Source organism: Leptospira tipperaryensis, assembly GCF_001729245.1.
Lineage (GTDB): Bacteria > Spirochaetota > Leptospiria > Leptospirales > Leptospiraceae > Leptospira > Leptospira tipperaryensis.
Genome location: NZ_CP015217.1, coordinates 3,676,553 through 3,692,389, shown reverse-complemented (window position 1 = coordinate 3,692,389; position 15,837 = coordinate 3,676,553). Strand labels below are relative to the sequence as shown.

The following is a 15,837-nucleotide window of genomic DNA, read 5'->3' as shown; positions in this document are numbered from 1 at the left end:
CTCTCTCACATTCGAGGAGTTTTCCAAACTCGCAGAACGGGGAAACCTGATTCCGGTCTTCAAACAGATCTTTCTGGATATGGAGACTCCGGTTTCTCTATTTGCAAAATGGGGTTGCGAATCTTCAAAAAATTCCTTCCTCCTCGAATCGGTGGAAGGCGGAGAAAAACTCGGGAGAAATTCTTTTTTAGGAAAATCTCCTTCTCGTCTTTTGCAAGGGAAGAATGGACTTTTTTACGTTTCCATTGGAAACGATCCTGAGACTGAAATCATCACATACGATCCTCTGGTTCTTCTGGAGAATCTACTCGGAGACGACGTCTACGTTCAAGACTATCGTCTTCCTCCTTTTGCCGGGGGAGCCGTCGGATTCTTATCCTTTTCCGCGGTTCGTTATTACGAATCGATTCCGGATACAAAACCAGACGACGAAAACGCACCAGATTGTTATTTCGCGATCTACGACGAACTTCTCGTAGTCGATCATATCGATCACGTTTTAAGAATCGTCGTCAACGCGAGAATCGGAGAACATTCCAATCTCAAAGACTGTTACGACGCGGTTTTAAAAAAGATTAATGATATCGAAGGCGAAATCAGAAACGGCCTCGTCCCGGAAGAAATTAAAAATCCAAAGATAGTTTCCGGAGCCCTTCAATTAAAACCGAATATTCCGGATGAGGAATATAAGAAAAATGTGGAACGCGCCAAAGAATACATCCAGGCCGGAGATATTTTTCAAGTAGTTCCTTCTCGTAAGGTTCAGTTTAAACCCGAAGTTTCGCCGTTCCAAATCTACCGTGGTTTACGAACCGTAAACCCAAGCCCTTATATGTATTATCTCCGACTCGGAGAAATCACGATCGTCGGAAGTTCACCCGAGATCATGGTTCGATACGCGGGAAATCAGACCTTCCTTCGTCCGATCGCCGGAACTCGTCCCCGCGGAAAGAACGCGAGCGAGGATAAATTTTTAGAAGACAATCTTCTTTCCGATCCGAAAGAAATCGCTGAACACATCATGCTCGTTGATCTGGGAAGAAACGATCTTGGTCGTGTTTGTAAACCGGGAAGCGTTCGCGTAAGCGATTTTAAAGTGATCGAAAAATATTCTCACGTTATGCACATCGTAAGTCAGTGTTCGGGAGAATTGGACGAGGAAAAAACGGTCTATGATCTGATTCGAGCGACCCTCCCCGCGGGAACGGTTTCGGGAGCGCCCAAGATCCGAGCGATGGAGATCATCGACGAACTCGAAACCACGAGACGTGCGATCTATTCGGGGGCCCTCGGTTATATTTCCTTTTCCGGAGAAAGCGATCTCGCGATCATCATTCGTACGATCGTATTTTACGGAGAAACCGCGTTTCTCCAAGCGGGAGGCGGAGTCGTATACGATTCGGTCGCCGAGTTGGAATTGGAAGAAACCAAAAATAAAATGGCCGCTCTCTTAAAGGCAGTTGAGTTTGCGAGAAACGGACTCAAAGGAGAATGGAAATAATGCTTCTCCTCATCGATAATTACGATTCTTTCACATACAATCTCTATCAGTATTTTTGCCAGATCGGAAATCACGTCGAAGTGTTTCGTAACGATAGAATTTCGTTAAACGAAATCAACGAACTCGCACCGAAAGGAATCATTCTTTCTCCCGGTCCGGGACGTCCCGAAGATTCCAAGGTTTGTCTGGACGTCATCCGAGAACTCGGAGGAAAGGTTCCAATCTTCGGAGTTTGCCTCGGACACCAAGCGATCGGTCTCGTTCACGGCGGAAAGATTGTTTCCGCTCCTTCGATCATGCACGGAAAGGTTTCTCTCATAGAACACGACGGAAGAGATATCTATAGAGGAATTCCATCTCCTTTCGTAGCGACGCGTTATCATTCTCTTGTGATTCAGCCGGAAAGTATGCCCGCAGAATTGGAAGTCGCCTCCAGGACCCAGGATGGAGTGATCATGGGAGTTCGTCACAAAACTAAAAAACATCTCTACGGAGTTCAATTTCATCCGGAATCCATTATGACCAGCGCGGGCTTGGATCTGGTCAGAAACTTTTCCTCGATCGTTCAGGAGCTATGAAGCTTTTTTTCAGGCTTTTGTCTTATTCTGTACGTTACAAGTACCGATTCTCCTTAGGGATCGTATTTGCACTTTTGACCGCGATCCTCAACGCCGTTTCACTCACCGCATTCATTCCTCTTTTTGATTCCTTAGGAAACGACAAACAAACTCGGTTTCAGTTGCAGCTAACGTTACCGGAGCAGAGAATTCTTCTCAAAGAAAAGGTTTTCGGAGACGAATCCCTGGACGGACTTGAAAGGACCAAACTTCTTCTGATCGACGTAAAGGAATGGATCAACGGAAGAACCAAAGGTCTCGAACCGAAAGAAGTCGTTTGGGCGATCTGTATCATCGTGATGCCGCTCTATCTTTTAAAGTTGATCACATATCTTTTATCCGTATTCTGCATCGCGACCGCGGGATACAAAGCCGTTCGGGACATTCGACAGGAATTGTTTGAAAAGAATCAGCTCCTTCCTCTTACATACTTCTTCAAAGAAAAAACCGGGATGATGATGAGTAGAATCATCAACGACGTGGAAGTCGTGGCCGCCGTGATCTCGAGCAACTTCCGCGACGCGACGATCAACTTCTTCTACGTGATTACTCACTTAATGGTTTTATTGTATTTGAATACGGAACTGCTCATCGTCGCCTGTCTCACGGTGCCAGTGATCATTCTTCCCGTAACTCTTTTTACGAGAAAGATCACGAAGTCCACGATGCGTTCTCAGGAAAAGATGGCGGATCTCAACGCGAACATCCAAGAGATGATTTCCGGAATCAAGGTGATCCGCGTTTTTAACACGGAAAGTTACGAGCAGGGAAAATTCGGAAAGATCAATCACAACGTTTATCGCAGAAACTTCAAAGGTCAATTTTATCTTCAGATCGCGCCTTCTCTCGTCGAGTTGACTTCTTCGATCGTGGTTCTCGGCTTTTTTGCCGCGGGTGCGAGTCTTATCTACAACGGAAGATTTACTCAGGGCGAATTTATGGCGTTTCTCCTAACGTTGCTTTTTCTTTTGAGGCCGTTGACCCAACTTTCGCAGATGGTCGGAAAGATCACGCAGGCGATCGCTTCCGGAAAAAGAATTTTTGAAATCATAGATTTGGAAACGGAAGATCACAGCGAAGAAAGTAAGATCTCCGCGCCTCCTCTCGAAACGAGCATCGAATTTAAGAATTTATTCTTTTCTTATCCGGGAACAAACGCGGCCGTTTTAAAAGACATTCATCTCAAAGTAAAAAAGGGAGAAACGATCGCGCTCATCGGAGCGAGCGGTTGCGGGAAGTCGACGTTGATGGACTTACTTCCTCGATTCTTTGATCCTACTTCCGGTTCGATCGAATTTGACGGAACCGATATACGAGATATCAGCCTCGGTGATCTTCGTAAAAAGATAGGGATCGTAACTCAGGATATATTTTTATTTCACGGATCCGTTGCGGATAATATCGCCTATGGAAAACCGGGAGCGACCCGCAAAGACGTCATCCGCGCGGCTCGACTCGCACACGCCCACGACTTTATCAAAAAGATGGATAACGGATACGATAGTATTCTCGGAGTAAGAGGACTCAATCTTTCCGGAGGTCAAAGACAAAGACTCGTGATCGCAAGAGCCCTTTTGAGAGATCCGGAGATTATGATTTTGGACGAAGCCACTTCTGCCTTGGACGTGGAATCCGAAAGATTGGTCAGCGACGCGCTTCGACGTTTGTATGCGAATCGCACAACGTTTGTGATCGCACACAGACTTTCTACGATCAAAGACATTCCAAGAATCATAGTGATGGACAACGGAAAGATCGTGGAAGAGGGAGATCACAATTCTCTCTATGAGCAAAATGGAATCTATCGAAAACTATCGGACAATCAATTTACGGCAAATAACGGAGTATTACCATGAAAAAGATCGTTTTGATCGTAGACGATAACGACCGCTATGCGAACAACCTCAAAGTTTGGTTTGAAAAAAACGGTTTTGAAACTGTGAGAGCCGTCGACGCAGCTCAGGGTTGGAAAATTTATTCCCAAGATAAGAATCGATTTCATACGATCGTGACGGACATTACGATGGAAACCCAGACTTCCGGTCTTTGGATGATCCGCAGGATTCACAAGGATGGATATCAGGGAAATAAAATCATCGCTACAACTGGTTTTGATTTTCCGGGAGTGATGTTTCTTTCCGGTTCCATTCTTCCAAGCTTTGCGGGAATCGGATGGATGGTTCCGAAAGTTCCTCTGAAGGAAGGAAAAGTGATCTTCCTTCCAACGTCTTTAAAAAAGAAAATTTCCTACGAATCAGTTCTCTAAAGGAGGACCGCTTTCGGGCGTCTGTTCCGCGTTAGACGGATTGGCCGGATCGGTTTCTTCCATGTCGGACGCGGGAGTAAACGTAGTCGGTTTTCTTTTGTATCTCTTTCCTTTTTTCTCTTTTGGCGGAGCGATAATCGTTCTCATTTTTAGATAAGGACCAAAGATCCAAGACGGAACGGTTTCGTCGTAACTTTCAGGATTTTTAGATTCTAACAGAACCAGGTAGTAGTGGTCTTCCACGAATTTATCGCCGGTCTTTTGGATAAATCTACGATCGCTTTTCTTTAAAACCTTTCCTACTTCGCCTAACGTAAGATTACGAAGTCTGCGGGAAGTCGGATACGGATTCTCTTGCGCGTAACCGCCTTCCACCTGAACAGTTCCGAACTGATAGAACGCTTTTCTGATATTGAGTTGAGCCAAAATTCTTTGATTCAATTCTTCCGAAGTGGAATTTTCCAAAATCCGAATGAAAGAATAAGTTCCGTAGAGGCTCGTGTTTTGTCCGATCGCTTCCACGATGTTCTTAACGTATTCCGGTTTTGTTTCCAAGGTTTGTTCCAAAATTCTCAAAGAAGCCCGTGTTTTATGAATTCCTAATGCTTCGATCGCGGTCTTTTGCAGGTCCGGATCGTCCGAATCCAAATACGTTTTGAATAACTTGAGGTCTTCGTTTACTTGAAAGGCCGCGAGACCCAGAAGGGAGGCTTTTACGATTTCAGCTTTTGTGGAACGGATTCCTTGACGAATGAGCGCGTCTCTTGCGGAAGGATCCTTGGTTTTTCCCATTCCTCTCCAGGATGAGAATTGAATATCCGGATCGTTCGATTTGATTCCTCTAAAAAAATAATCCAGAGAAGAAGGCGAACCGATATCGGCTAACGCCTTGTAGGCGGCCTGTCTCACCGCTTCCCCGTCTCTTTCAATCACGTGATGAAGCGTTCTTACACCGCTTCGCCCCATTCTTCCCAAAGCCAAAACCGCAGCGGCGCGAACTCTGGGAATCGGATGTGTGAGGGCCATACGATCCAAGGTTTTATAACGTTTTTCCGCCTCGGCGCGGAATACGGTAAGAATTCCTTTTTTCAGAGAAAGGTCGTAGTCGATTTCCTGTCTTTCTTTCGGAGTCAGGTCTTTTCGTTTTCTACGTTCGTAAGAGGAAACTCCGTCGGATTCTTCCGTGAGATTTCTCGGATCGTCGACGTTCAAACCTTCAGACGCGGTTCCATCGGAAGTATTTCCGCTATTCGAATCGTTTGTTGCGGACTCATCCGGCGCATCCACAGTTTGAGGAAGTTTGGATTCTTCCAATCTCCGGCTTCCTGATTCTGCGATGATTGCGGAACTTAGAATGCCGAATAGGATCGCACAGAGAAAATAGTTTTGAAGTTTAGAATATAAGGACATCGGGTACCTTTGAATGGTAGAATTTTTGCTAAGATGCTATTTATAAGTTCGTCCGATTTTTCAGCTTTTTCCTGTTTTTTTCCGTGACAAGCATGATTTCCGAGAACCGGAATGCTTGACGGAAGACGAGGAACCTGCTAAGTTTTAGCTATAGGGAGAATTTCTTTATTAGCAAGCTCAGCGGTAACCTCAACGGCCTCAAATCCAACCAAATTCAAAGACTGAAAAAAATTTCCGAGAAAAGAATCCGGGAAGATGTAATCATTAGTCAAGAAATTTCACGCACTCTCTGCGAATTATCCTTAGAAATCGGCAAACAAATCGGAATTCTTATCGATCGCTCCGGCTACGTTACGCACGTGTTAGTCGGATCCGATACTTCGATTGAAATTCCATTTTTAGATCGCCTCCGGACCTCCGAGGCGAGGTTGCGAGGTCTTCGATTGGTTCATACCCATTTGAAGGGAGAAGCACTCAACCAAGAAGACTTAACGGACTTGGCGCTTTTACGTTTGGATTATATTACCGCAGTGACAATGGATTCTTCCGGAAATCCGAACGCTTATTTTTCCGCACATTTTAATCCCGAATCGGAAGACGAACTCTGGACCGTTCTTCCAAAACAATACCCCGGGCAGCTCACCGAAGGGATTTACGATGAAATCCTGGAGATAGAATCTCAGCTTTCTCGTTTCAGAAAAAATCTCAAAGACGCACAAAAAGAAAATCGGGCGTTTCTCGTAGGAGTTTATCCCGAACGAAACATCGGAAGGCATCCTTCTCTTTCCATGGAAGAATTAAAGGAACTCTGTAGAACCGCGGAAGTGCACGTCGTCGATACTTTTATTCAGAAAAAGAATCGTCTGGATCCATCCACCGTTTTGGGAAAAGGAAAACTGGAAGAGATTATCTTAAAGGCGATTCAGAAACACGTAGAACTCCTCGTCTTCGATCTCGAGCTCACTCCTTCTCAGGCGAAAAAAATTTCCGATATCGCAGACATCAAAGTGATCGATCGAACCCAACTTATCCTCGATATCTTTGCCAGAAACGCAAAGAGCAGAGACGGTAAACTGCAAGTAGAACTCGCGCAGTTGAAGTATCTCAAAGGAAGACTCACCGAACTCGACGACAATATGTCGAGACTCACCGGTGGAATCGGAGGAAGAGGACCCGGAGAAACAAAACTTGAAATCGGAAAACGAAGAGTGGAAGAGAGAATTACAAGACTCGAAGTCGAACTCAAGTCCCTCAAAAAGAGAAGGGAAATCAATCGACGTCAGAGAAAGAAAAACGAACTTCCCGTGGTCGGTATCGTCGGTTATACGAACGCAGGAAAGTCCACATTGCTCAATGCCCTTACGAACAGCGAAGTCCTTTCCGAAAACAAGTTGTTTGCAACTCTCGATCCGACTACGAGAAGAATCCGGTTTCCCGAAGAAAGAGAGATCATCATCTCCGATACGGTCGGATTTATTCACGACCTTCCTCCCGAGCTATCCAATGCGTTCAAAGCCACTCTGGAGGAATTAGGAGATTCCGATCTTCTCGTCCACGTCGTGGACGTTTCCAATCCGGATTACAAATTGCAGATGGAAGCCGTGGAAAAGATTTTAGAAGAATTAGATCTTTCTCATATACCGATGATTCAAGTTTTTAACAAGATCGATAATCTGGAAAAATTCAAAGCGCTCGCTCTACAAGAAGGATATTCCAGCGAATTCAAAAAGACTTCTAAGAATTCTTTGAATCACGGACCCGGCCTGGAAGCGATTGCGGATTTAAAGGAAGATTTGGGGATCGATTCTCACGCGGACACCGTCTTGGTATCCGCTTATCAGGGATGGGGTTTAAAAACTCTTTTGGATCTTTTGGAAGAACGAATCTACGAAAAAGCTTTTTTGGCTTCCTCGACAGAATTATAAATTTCCACTTTTTTCGGAAGTTCCATCAAACGGATTACGTTTTCCAAGAAGTGATTGAGTCCGCCAATGACGATCTTTCCCGAATGTTGATCCACAGTTTTGATCAATGTAAGAATCGTCGCGACTCCCACGCTATTGATATATTCCAAGCCGGAAAGATCTAAAATAATATTATAGACCTCTTCCTCAAAGATAAAATGTATCTTACGGGAAATCTCGAAAGAATTGGAGTTGGTCACTTTGCCGTTGAATACAACGAGCAAGACTTCCTTATTTGGAAGACTGGATTTGGTCGTCTCAATATACAATGAATCGAATTCTACTCTCGCCATGAAAATTCCTATTTTATCTCTCCGGATAAAGTTTCCCTTCTCTATATTTCAGTCGGACTTTCTCGCTTATTGGAAGCTCATCGACTCGATACTTTCCTTTTAACACAATTTCGATTCTTCCTTTTTCGGGAATCGAACCTTCGTATTTCAGATACGCCCTTCTATGAGAGCGTTTTTTTTCAAATTCTACAACGCGGCCTTTTAGAAAATCACTCAGATTCTCTTGGGAAGAACCGAAGGTCAGAAGCTCTTGTTCTTCTCCCGGATCCAGGAATAAGTCCAGATGTCCCCCATTCTCCTCAAAATGCAAAGACAAAGTGAAATCTTTCCAATACATCCTCAGAATTTTTAGAGTTTATCCTCTAATCGAATCGCAACCGAAGCGTGGCGGATCAAAGAAAGGCCGTCTATGATCTTCAATGATTTCTTTATATTCTCTTCGGTTGCCGGATGTGTTATAACAACAACTTCGACGGGTTCTTTTTCCACTTCGTTTTGTCTTACTGAAGAAATTGAGATCCCGTGATCCCCCAAAACTTTCGAAATCTCGGACAGAACTCCCGGCAGATCGACGGTCGTAAATCGAAGATAGTATCGAACCAAGGAACCGTTCGCTTCGGAGACGCTGGCCGTTGGAAACAAATTCTTTTCAAGAGCCAAGCCCTTGTTTCTTCTCGCACCGTAATAGAGAATATCCGAAACGACGGAAGAAGCCGTCGGCAAAGATCCCGCTCCCTTTCCTACGAACATTCCCGGACCCGCGTAGGAAGTCTGGTAGTAGATCGCATTCATCTCGTTCATGATATTCGCGAACGGATGTTTTACCGGAATCATCACGGGTTGTACTCTTGCTTCCAGTTGATCGGAAATTTTTCGAACCAATCCCAAAAGTTTAATTCTGTAACCGAGTTCACCCGCAAATTGAATATCCAACCTGCTAATCTTTGTTATACCTTCGATTTGAACGCTCTGTAAAGGAATTTTTTGCGAGAACGCTAAACTTCCTAATATGCTAATTTTATGTGCGGTATCAATTCCTTCCACGTCGAAGGTCGGATCTTTTTCCGCGAAGCCGAGTTCTTGCGCGATACGAAGAGCCTCCGAGTAATCCAGATGTTCCAATTCCATTTTAGAAAGAATGAAATTCGTAGTTCCGTTTAGGATTCCATAAAGAGAAAGAAAGGAATCGGAACCAAGCCCCGTCTTGATGGAACGTATCACTGGAATGGCTCCTGCGACGGAAGCTTCCATTCCTATTTCCAATCCTCTTTCATGAGCGAGAGTGAAGAGTTCGTCTCCTCTTTGAGAAAGAAGCGCTTTGTTTGCGGTGATTACGGTTTTTCCGTTTTTTAAGGCTTCGCTTACTATCGTATAAGCGACATCGGTCCCGCCGACGAGTTCTAAGATCATATCGATATCCGGATCGGAGATGATTTTTTTAAAATCGGATTCTAATTTGCAATTGGGAAAGTTTTGTAATTCTTTTTTGATTTTATCGGGAGTTCTGGTAGAGATCGAGGAGAGAATCAGATCCAGGCCGTATTTCTCGCGATATGCGGCACTTTCTTTTTTGAGAATCTCGAGAACCCCAGATCCAACGGTCCCAGCTCCAATCAATCCGATTCGAATGCGTTCCATGGATTACCATCTTCGAAATTTGCAGGGAAGATTCACTCAATTTTCATTGGAAAAGGGATCGTTCCTCGAAGGATTGAAATTTTAATTTACAACATTTCATTTCTCTGGTACGAATCAAAGATAAGTTTTTAAATTCAAAAACACAGGTCCAAATGGCAAACAAAAGAAGGCCTCCCAGAAAGAAACATAATTCAAATCCAAAAGGTTCGGGAGGGAATGAGAAGAATCGGGAAAACGCTGATTCCAACCGAGGCGGCAATGAGTCCAGAGAAGGGAATCGAAGACATTCTCATCAACAACGCCAACAACAAGGAAAGAATTTTCAGAGAAACCAGGAGTTCCATCGTAAAAGCCAAGAATTGGCGATGGAAAAAAATCCTCCGAAAGTAAGAGCTCCGAGAGAAGGAGGTCGATACTTAGCGGGTGCGATCCTAACCGGAAGCATTGTACTTTTAGGAATCTTTAGTTATTTCATTTGTGAGAACTATCACACAAAAACTCCCGTTTATGGAAAACGCGGTTGGGACGATACGTTTCAAAAATCCGTAACCTGGTCGGAAGCAAAAGAAATCTGTGATGAAAGATCGAAACGTTTACCCGGCAAAGATCAACTCAAGAATTTTAGCAAAAGAGCGGATTCTAAGTTGAGAAACGCGGGAGTCTTTTGGTCTTCGAGTCCGGAAGGAGATTCCGGTTATTACTATTCCGTAAATTTCAAAGATGGAACGGAAACGAGTAGCCTCGGAACAATGAAGTATAACGTGATTTGTGTAAAGTAAAACGATCGTAAGAATCCGAAAGAGGGGAGAACGATATCTTCTCTTTCGGAAAAAAGAATCTGCATTCCACTCAACTTTCTAAACTTCGAAAAATTCTTCTCCTTCGAAAAACAAATTCAAAAAAAGAATCCAGTAAAACAGGAACCCTTGATGATCAAAAAAATATCCGGAAGAATCGTAACACACGAAGAAGATTTCCACGGGACGGTGGAATGGGATTCTTCTACCGGATTGATCCGGTCGATTTTGAAGGGATTGGAATTAGACGTTGTCGAGGACAAAACAAAAGACGAAGTTTGGTTTGATCCGAACGAAGTCGTAATCTTTCCGGGGTTCGGCGACATACATATACACGCAAGGGAAGACGAGAGCGGAAAACATACTTACAAAGAAGATTTTCTTTCAGCGAGTGCGGCTGCGATCAACGGAGGAGTGGTTCACGTCGCCGATATGCCGAACAATCCGATTCCTCCCGTAGACGCAGAAAGTTATTTCAAAAAACGTAAACTCGCTGATAAGTCTCCGATTCACATAACGTTGTACGCGGGGATCGGACCGAATACAAAACCTCTGAAAGAATCGGTTCCTTACAAAGTGTTTATGGGTCCTAGCATCGGAGAATTATTCTTTCATAACAACGAAGCTCTCGAAGAAACGATCCGCAATTATGAAGGTGAGAATATTAGCTTTCATTGTGAAGATCCCGAAATTTTGGAAAAACATCAGGACGAAACGTTACACGAGGACCGACGTCCCGCAGAAGCGGAAACGATGGCCACAGACTTCGCGTTGTATCTGATCGAAAAATACAACCTCCGTGGAAAACTCTGTCATTATTCGACCGGAGACGGTCTGGAAAAAATCAAAGCCGCAAAGAAGAAGGGATTGAAGCTCACTTGTGAAGTGACCCCAACTCATTTGTTTTTCGACAAATCGATGTTAACTTCTGAAAATCGTCATTGGTTTCAGATGAATCCTCCTCTTCGCGGAAAGGAAGATCGAGAAAGAATGCTCGAAGGAGTCAAAGAAGGTTGGATCGATTATTTGGCAACCGATCACGCGCCTCACAGCATCGAGGAAAAACAAAAAGGTACGAGTGGAATCTCTCAGTTGGATACATATTCACTTTTTGTAACATGGTTGATATTGAAAGCGGGAGTGGATCTAAAAACGATCGCTAAAATCTGCGCTAAGAATCCGGGGGACTTTGTAAACGAATACTTACCGGAAAAATACGGAAAAGGTTTTGGAAGAATCGAAGCCGGTTATGCCGCAAACTTTACGATCTTGAATTTGAAAAAGTCGAAAACATTTCAAAAAGAGGAAATCAAAAGTAAATCAGGCTGGTCTCCGTTTGAAAACTTTACGTTTCCGGGTTCCATCGAAGCCCTTTATTTTATGGGGAACTCGATCCGATCGTAGAACATTTTAAGTTTGCACTTTTATTAAAAAAACGTCCTGAAGAATTTTGCCCCTAATGCGCTACTTAGATTGGAACCGTCCCACGAGAAAGGATTTTTTAGGAGTTCCTACATGGGACTTTTTTCTTGCAAAAGTATGATTTTGTGATATAGGAAAGTTTCCGGAATTTTCCACCACCCACCCCGCCACCCAAAATCAGGGCGGGGCCGCGCGAGTTTCACGGAAGATCTTGTCGTACTTCCGACGGGGCTCAGATTTATTAACTTGCAGAAACGTCTTCGGTTTCTAAAAAGCGCGCGTTTTCAGCTCCAATGACGAAGGAGCATCGATTTTTTAAAACCGAACTTCTCATAGATTCCCTTTCCCATCTCGGTCGCGTGCAATATGATGATTTCTGAATATTCTTTTCTGAGTTCTTCCAGGATATTTTGCACTAAAATGGAAGCGTAACCGAAACCTCTTCGATTAGGATCCGTCGTAATCGAATACAATCCGTAAGACGTTCCGTTAAAAAAGGTCATACCCGTTGCGACCAAGGTTTGATCGACAAAACCGCCGAAGACGCGAAAAAAATTTAGACCCAATAATTTCAGATAAAGATTTTCACAGTCATTGGATTCAAAAGAGACGTTTACGATTTTGAGCCAATTTTTTAATTCTTCTTCGCTTTCTATTTTTCTAATATTTAGATCACCGCTGGAGAATTTTTTATCGGAAAGAATCGGATCTCCGGATAAATACATTCCCCATTGCTCGTTACAATCTTTGTATCCAAGTTCTTTGAGAACCTTCTCGTGATCTCGCGAAGGTAGAAAATCTAAAACATCCGATGAATGCCCTTCTTCCCTCAGTTTGAGAATTTCTTCTTTCAGTGAAATCGGAGAGAGTTTCTCTTTTAATACGATTCTCGTAAACCAATCCGAATCCGCGTTGGAATAAAAAACAAAATTCTTACGATCTAAAATTGGAGAACCAACGAGATTGGAAAGGACCCTATGCAAGTCCACGTAGTTCTTGGTAATTTCGGAAACGTTAGGATTCATAACTACGCCGGAGCGAGGATTTTATTCTTCCAGTGATGCGCGTTTTTTCTTCCTTCTTCCAGAGCTTCCTTTCCGTGTTTGAGTAGATTTGCGTCGATATACGGAGTTACGGTCTCGATTCTTAAAATTTGTTTTTTATAATGTTTCGCCAACATCTCTTTCAATTCTCTGGTTTCATTTTCTATAATCTGAACGGAAGAATGAAACGCGCGGATCATGGCCTTTTCAGAATGTCCTTTTTTGGTTCGAACGCTATGGACTACAATCTTTCGGATTGATTTGTCTAAGATCAATTCTTTGATCGGTTCTTGATCGGCGACGCCGCCGTCTATGAATTCTTCTTCGCCTAACTTCTGTATTTCGAACAGGAATGGAAACGTCATCGACGCGAGGATCTGGTCGATCAGATCTCCTTTGATTTTAAGTTCTCTGATTTGTTTTGTAATATTGGAAACGGAAACTCCCATTGGAACGGGAAGGTCTTCGATCTTTTTGTGACCTAAATAAGGTTTTAATAATTCTTTGATCTTCTTTCCCGAAAGAATACCCGAATAGTTTTTCAGTCCTTTTCGAATGGGCTTTACAAAATTCGTGATGAGATTGCCTTCCCAGAAATCTTTTTTCTTTAAGTTGAGAATCAAGTTTGTCATTTCCTCGGAAGGAACTCCAGCCGCGACTAAGGAACCGATCAAAGCCCCCGAGCTGCATCCTGTGATCTTAGAAGGATGAAACCCGATTTCGGATAAACCTTTTGCGAAGCCGGCGTGCGCGTAAAAACCGAAAAATGCCGAGTTAAAAGTCAGGGCCGTAAATTTTTGTTTAACGTGTATTTGAACCATATTACCTTTATGGAATGTTTTTATTCTGGTAGAATTTCACCGAACATCCAGGTGAAATAGTCTCGATTCCCTTCCAATAAAGGAAGGCTGACGACACAAGGAACGGAGTAGCTGTGTAAAGATTTGACTCTCAGAGTCAGCTCCGTCATCAATTCACTTTTTGTTTTTACGATTAGGATTGTTTCGTTCTCGACGACCAATTTTTTTTCCCAGTGATAGATCGACTTTATCTTGGGAAGAATGTTCGCACAAGCCGCCAATCTTTCTTCCACCAAAGCCCTTCCTATTTTGAGGGCTTCCTTCTCATTCTTTGTGGTGATATAAACGAGTCTTGGTTCCATAGAATTCTAATTTTATTTTTCGTCAGAATTGGGGATTTTTTCCGAGAGTTTTTTGGTCTTTTCTCATGTTTTAGAGAATTCTTACGAAACTAGAAGTATGAAGGAATTATTTAGAATCATGAGCATCGAAATCATTAGCAAACGTTTCCTTCAAAAGTCGTCCTCTTTCCTTCTTCTTTTTGTATTGTTGATTTCTTTCCCTCTCTCTTCCGAAGAACCGGAGAAAGTTCTTTTTCGTTGGAAGTTAACTCCGGGGGAAACCGTAGAGTTAAACGAATATCATAGAGTTCAATTGGTAAGTCAGGGAAGAAAAATCAAAAGGGAAGATAAGAATCGAATCCTTTTGGAAACTTTATCCTGCGAAAAACAATCCTGTCTTTTAGATGGATTCTTCGATACATACAGTCGTTTTCCGGAAGTGGATCCCGCGTTTCGAAAAGATAAAACATATAAGAGTCAATTTCAAATCACTGAGATAGGGCAGTATAGGGTTCCTCAAGAACACAGTATGCCCAATCTTCGTTCTCTTCCGAGTTTTTCTGAAAAGCTCGTCTCTATCGGAGAAGAATGGACTCAACCCGCAACTGAAAGTTTTCAATTTCCAGGCGGAAGAGTGATGATTACGGTTCTTGCAAAGTATAAGTATCACGGTCCGGATCAATGGCAGTTTCAAAAACTTTCAGGTACCGCTGATAGAATCGAATATAATTATACTCTTTATTACGATTCTCAAATGGGTCAAGAAGGTGTACCTCTTAAGATCTATGGATTTGCGAGAGGAATGGTTTACTTTGATCGGAATTTGGGACTCCCTCAATACAAACGAGTTCAACTCGCTTACACCTTCGTTTATCAAAACGGCTTGGCCCAAGAGATGTCCTTTGATATTCACGGAGTCTATCGAAAAGACGTAAAGTTAACCGATACCGATAAGGATAAGTTTGCGGAAGAGATCAGAAAGATTCTTGGAGGGGAGCTTCCTACCGGAATCGAGCCGGGAAAGGATGCGGCTAAAAATTCAAAACGGCCTCCGGGTCGTGAAAGTCTAAATTGGCCCGAAGAAGAAGACAATCACGCAAGACCACAAACCGAAAAACCTTCAGGACCTTCCGTTGAAATTCGAAGAACCGAAGAAGGAATTGCGATCTCTTTGAACTCAGTCCTCTTTGATTATAATAGTTCCGAACTCAAAGACGAAGCGAAACAAGAATTAGAAAAGATCGCTTCGGTCTTAAAGAAATACGGCGATCGGGAAATTCGTATCAGCGGCCATACGGACAATTCAGGCGGAGAAGAATACAATCGAAAACTTTCCAGAGAAAGGGCGCTGTCCGTACTAAAGGAACTTCGAGACAAACAAGGTCTGGAAGAAAAAAGAATGTCCTATGAAGGATATGGAAAAAGTAAGCCAATAGCGGACAATACTACGATTCAAGGCAGGCAGAAGAATCGCCGTGTAGACATTACTATCGTTATAGAATGAGCTTCCATTCTCATTTTGAGTTTATAAGAATGAAAAGTCGTTCCGTTCCGATAGCGTCTTGAACTCCAATCAACTAACAAAATCGATACGAATTCTCTCTTGGGAAATTATTTATCGATTGAGTTGAGGTTTGAAAATTCTAAATTTCTTTTCGGTTCGATCTATTATTCCTTGCAAATTCTGATTTGCAGATTATCAAAGACGCTTTCGTGGAAGCAAAGGTGAATAACGGTCTTACAGA

General features: G+C 43.1%; 15 protein-coding genes. 8 read left to right on the top strand and 7 right to left on the bottom strand.

The features are described 5' to 3' along the window. Window positions 1-79: 79 nt before the first annotated feature. The 4 genes from trpE to A0128_RS17390 are packed head-to-tail and all read left to right on the top strand — an operon-like array spanning window position 80 to window position 4,384. Complete coding sequence (trpE, locus tag A0128_RS17405) at window positions 80-1,501, top strand: anthranilate synthase component I (RefSeq protein ID WP_069608665.1); 1,422 nt, start codon at window positions 80-82, stop codon at window positions 1,499-1,501. Further along, window positions 1,501-2,079 carry an anthranilate synthase component II gene (locus tag A0128_RS17400; RefSeq protein ID WP_069608664.1) on the top strand — a complete coding sequence of 193 codons (579 nt, stop codon included), beginning with the start codon at window positions 1,501-1,503 and terminating at the stop codon, window positions 2,077-2,079. Before trpE ends, A0128_RS17400 begins: the two co-directional genes overlap by 1 nt. Then, complete coding sequence (locus tag A0128_RS17395; protein ID WP_069608663.1) at window positions 2,076-3,974, top strand: ABC transporter ATP-binding protein; 1,899 nt, start codon at window positions 2,076-2,078, stop codon at window positions 3,972-3,974. Before A0128_RS17400 ends, A0128_RS17395 begins: the two co-directional genes overlap by 4 nt. Further along, the gene (locus A0128_RS17390) at window positions 3,971-4,384 is read left to right on the top strand and encodes a response regulator (protein ID WP_069608662.1); all 414 of its coding nucleotides are present in this window, start codon (window positions 3,971-3,973) and stop codon (window positions 4,382-4,384) included. The genes A0128_RS17395 and A0128_RS17390 overlap by 4 nt, the downstream gene beginning before the upstream one ends. Here A0128_RS17390 and A0128_RS17385 read toward each other — a convergent pair. Further along, window positions 4,373-5,794 (bottom strand): HEAT repeat domain-containing protein, encoded by a 1,422-nt coding sequence (locus tag A0128_RS17385; protein WP_069608661.1) that lies wholly within the window; start codon window positions 5,792-5,794, stop codon window positions 4,373-4,375. The genes A0128_RS17390 and A0128_RS17385 overlap by 12 nt on opposite strands. 167 nt (window positions 5,795-5,961) lie before the next feature. Here A0128_RS17385 and hflX point away from each other — a divergent pair, with 167 nt between their 5' ends. Continuing rightward, window positions 5,962-7,719: a GTPase HflX gene (hflX, locus tag A0128_RS17380; protein ID WP_245667258.1), complete on the top strand. Its 1,758-nt coding sequence runs from the start codon at window positions 5,962-5,964 to the stop codon at window positions 7,717-7,719. Here the strand turns inward: hflX and A0128_RS17375 are convergent. The 3 genes from A0128_RS17375 to A0128_RS17365 are packed head-to-tail and all read right to left on the bottom strand — an operon-like array spanning window position 7,680 to window position 9,689. Continuing rightward, window positions 7,680-8,051, bottom strand: coding sequence for an STAS domain-containing protein (locus A0128_RS17375; RefSeq protein WP_069608659.1), 372 nt, complete (start codon window positions 8,049-8,051; stop codon window positions 7,680-7,682). The two genes, hflX and A0128_RS17375, sit on opposite strands and share 40 nt — an antisense overlap. 13 nt (window positions 8,052-8,064) lie before the next feature. Continuing rightward, window positions 8,065-8,367 carry a hypothetical protein gene (locus tag A0128_RS17370; RefSeq protein WP_156781871.1) on the bottom strand — a complete coding sequence of 101 codons (303 nt, stop codon included), beginning with the start codon at window positions 8,365-8,367 and terminating at the stop codon, window positions 8,065-8,067. 32 nt (window positions 8,368-8,399) lie between these two features. After that, complete coding sequence (locus tag A0128_RS17365) at window positions 8,400-9,689, bottom strand: homoserine dehydrogenase (RefSeq protein WP_069608657.1); 1,290 nt, start codon at window positions 9,687-9,689, stop codon at window positions 8,400-8,402. A gap of 152 nt (window positions 9,690-9,841) precedes the next feature. On the opposite strand from A0128_RS17365, the gene A0128_RS17360 reads away from it, so the two are divergent. Both A0128_RS17360 and A0128_RS17355 read left to right on the top strand, forming a co-directional pair. Continuing rightward, window positions 9,842-10,468, top strand: coding sequence for an LIC_10572 family protein (locus A0128_RS17360; RefSeq protein WP_069608656.1), 627 nt, complete (start codon window positions 9,842-9,844; stop codon window positions 10,466-10,468). Window positions 10,469-10,618: 150 nt separating this feature from the next. Further along, window positions 10,619-11,890, top strand: coding sequence for an amidohydrolase family protein (locus A0128_RS17355; RefSeq protein ID WP_069608655.1), 1,272 nt, complete (start codon window positions 10,619-10,621; stop codon window positions 11,888-11,890). A gap of 302 nt (window positions 11,891-12,192) precedes the next feature. Here the strand turns inward: A0128_RS17355 and A0128_RS17350 are convergent, their stop codons facing one another. From A0128_RS17350 to cutA, 3 genes are read right to left on the bottom strand one after another with little or no spacing between them, the layout of a single operon-like run. After that, window positions 12,193-12,933, bottom strand: a complete 741-nt coding sequence (locus A0128_RS17350) for a GNAT family N-acetyltransferase (RefSeq protein ID WP_069608654.1) — start codon at window positions 12,931-12,933, stop codon at window positions 12,193-12,195. Window positions 12,934-12,935: 2 nt separating this feature from the next. Then, on the bottom strand, window positions 12,936-13,772 hold the full coding sequence (locus A0128_RS17345; RefSeq protein ID WP_069608653.1) for a patatin-like phospholipase family protein: 837 nt from the start codon (window positions 13,770-13,772) through the stop codon (window positions 12,936-12,938). 20 nt (window positions 13,773-13,792) lie between these two features. Beyond that, window positions 13,793-14,113: a divalent-cation tolerance protein CutA gene (cutA, locus tag A0128_RS17340; RefSeq protein WP_069608652.1), complete on the bottom strand. Its 321-nt coding sequence runs from the start codon at window positions 14,111-14,113 to the stop codon at window positions 13,793-13,795. 97 nt (window positions 14,114-14,210) lie between these two features. Between cutA and A0128_RS17335 the strand changes: the two genes are divergently transcribed. After that, window positions 14,211-15,596, top strand: coding sequence for an OmpA family protein (locus tag A0128_RS17335; RefSeq protein ID WP_069609377.1), 1,386 nt, complete (start codon window positions 14,211-14,213; stop codon window positions 15,594-15,596). Window positions 15,597-15,837 lie beyond the last annotated feature (241 nt).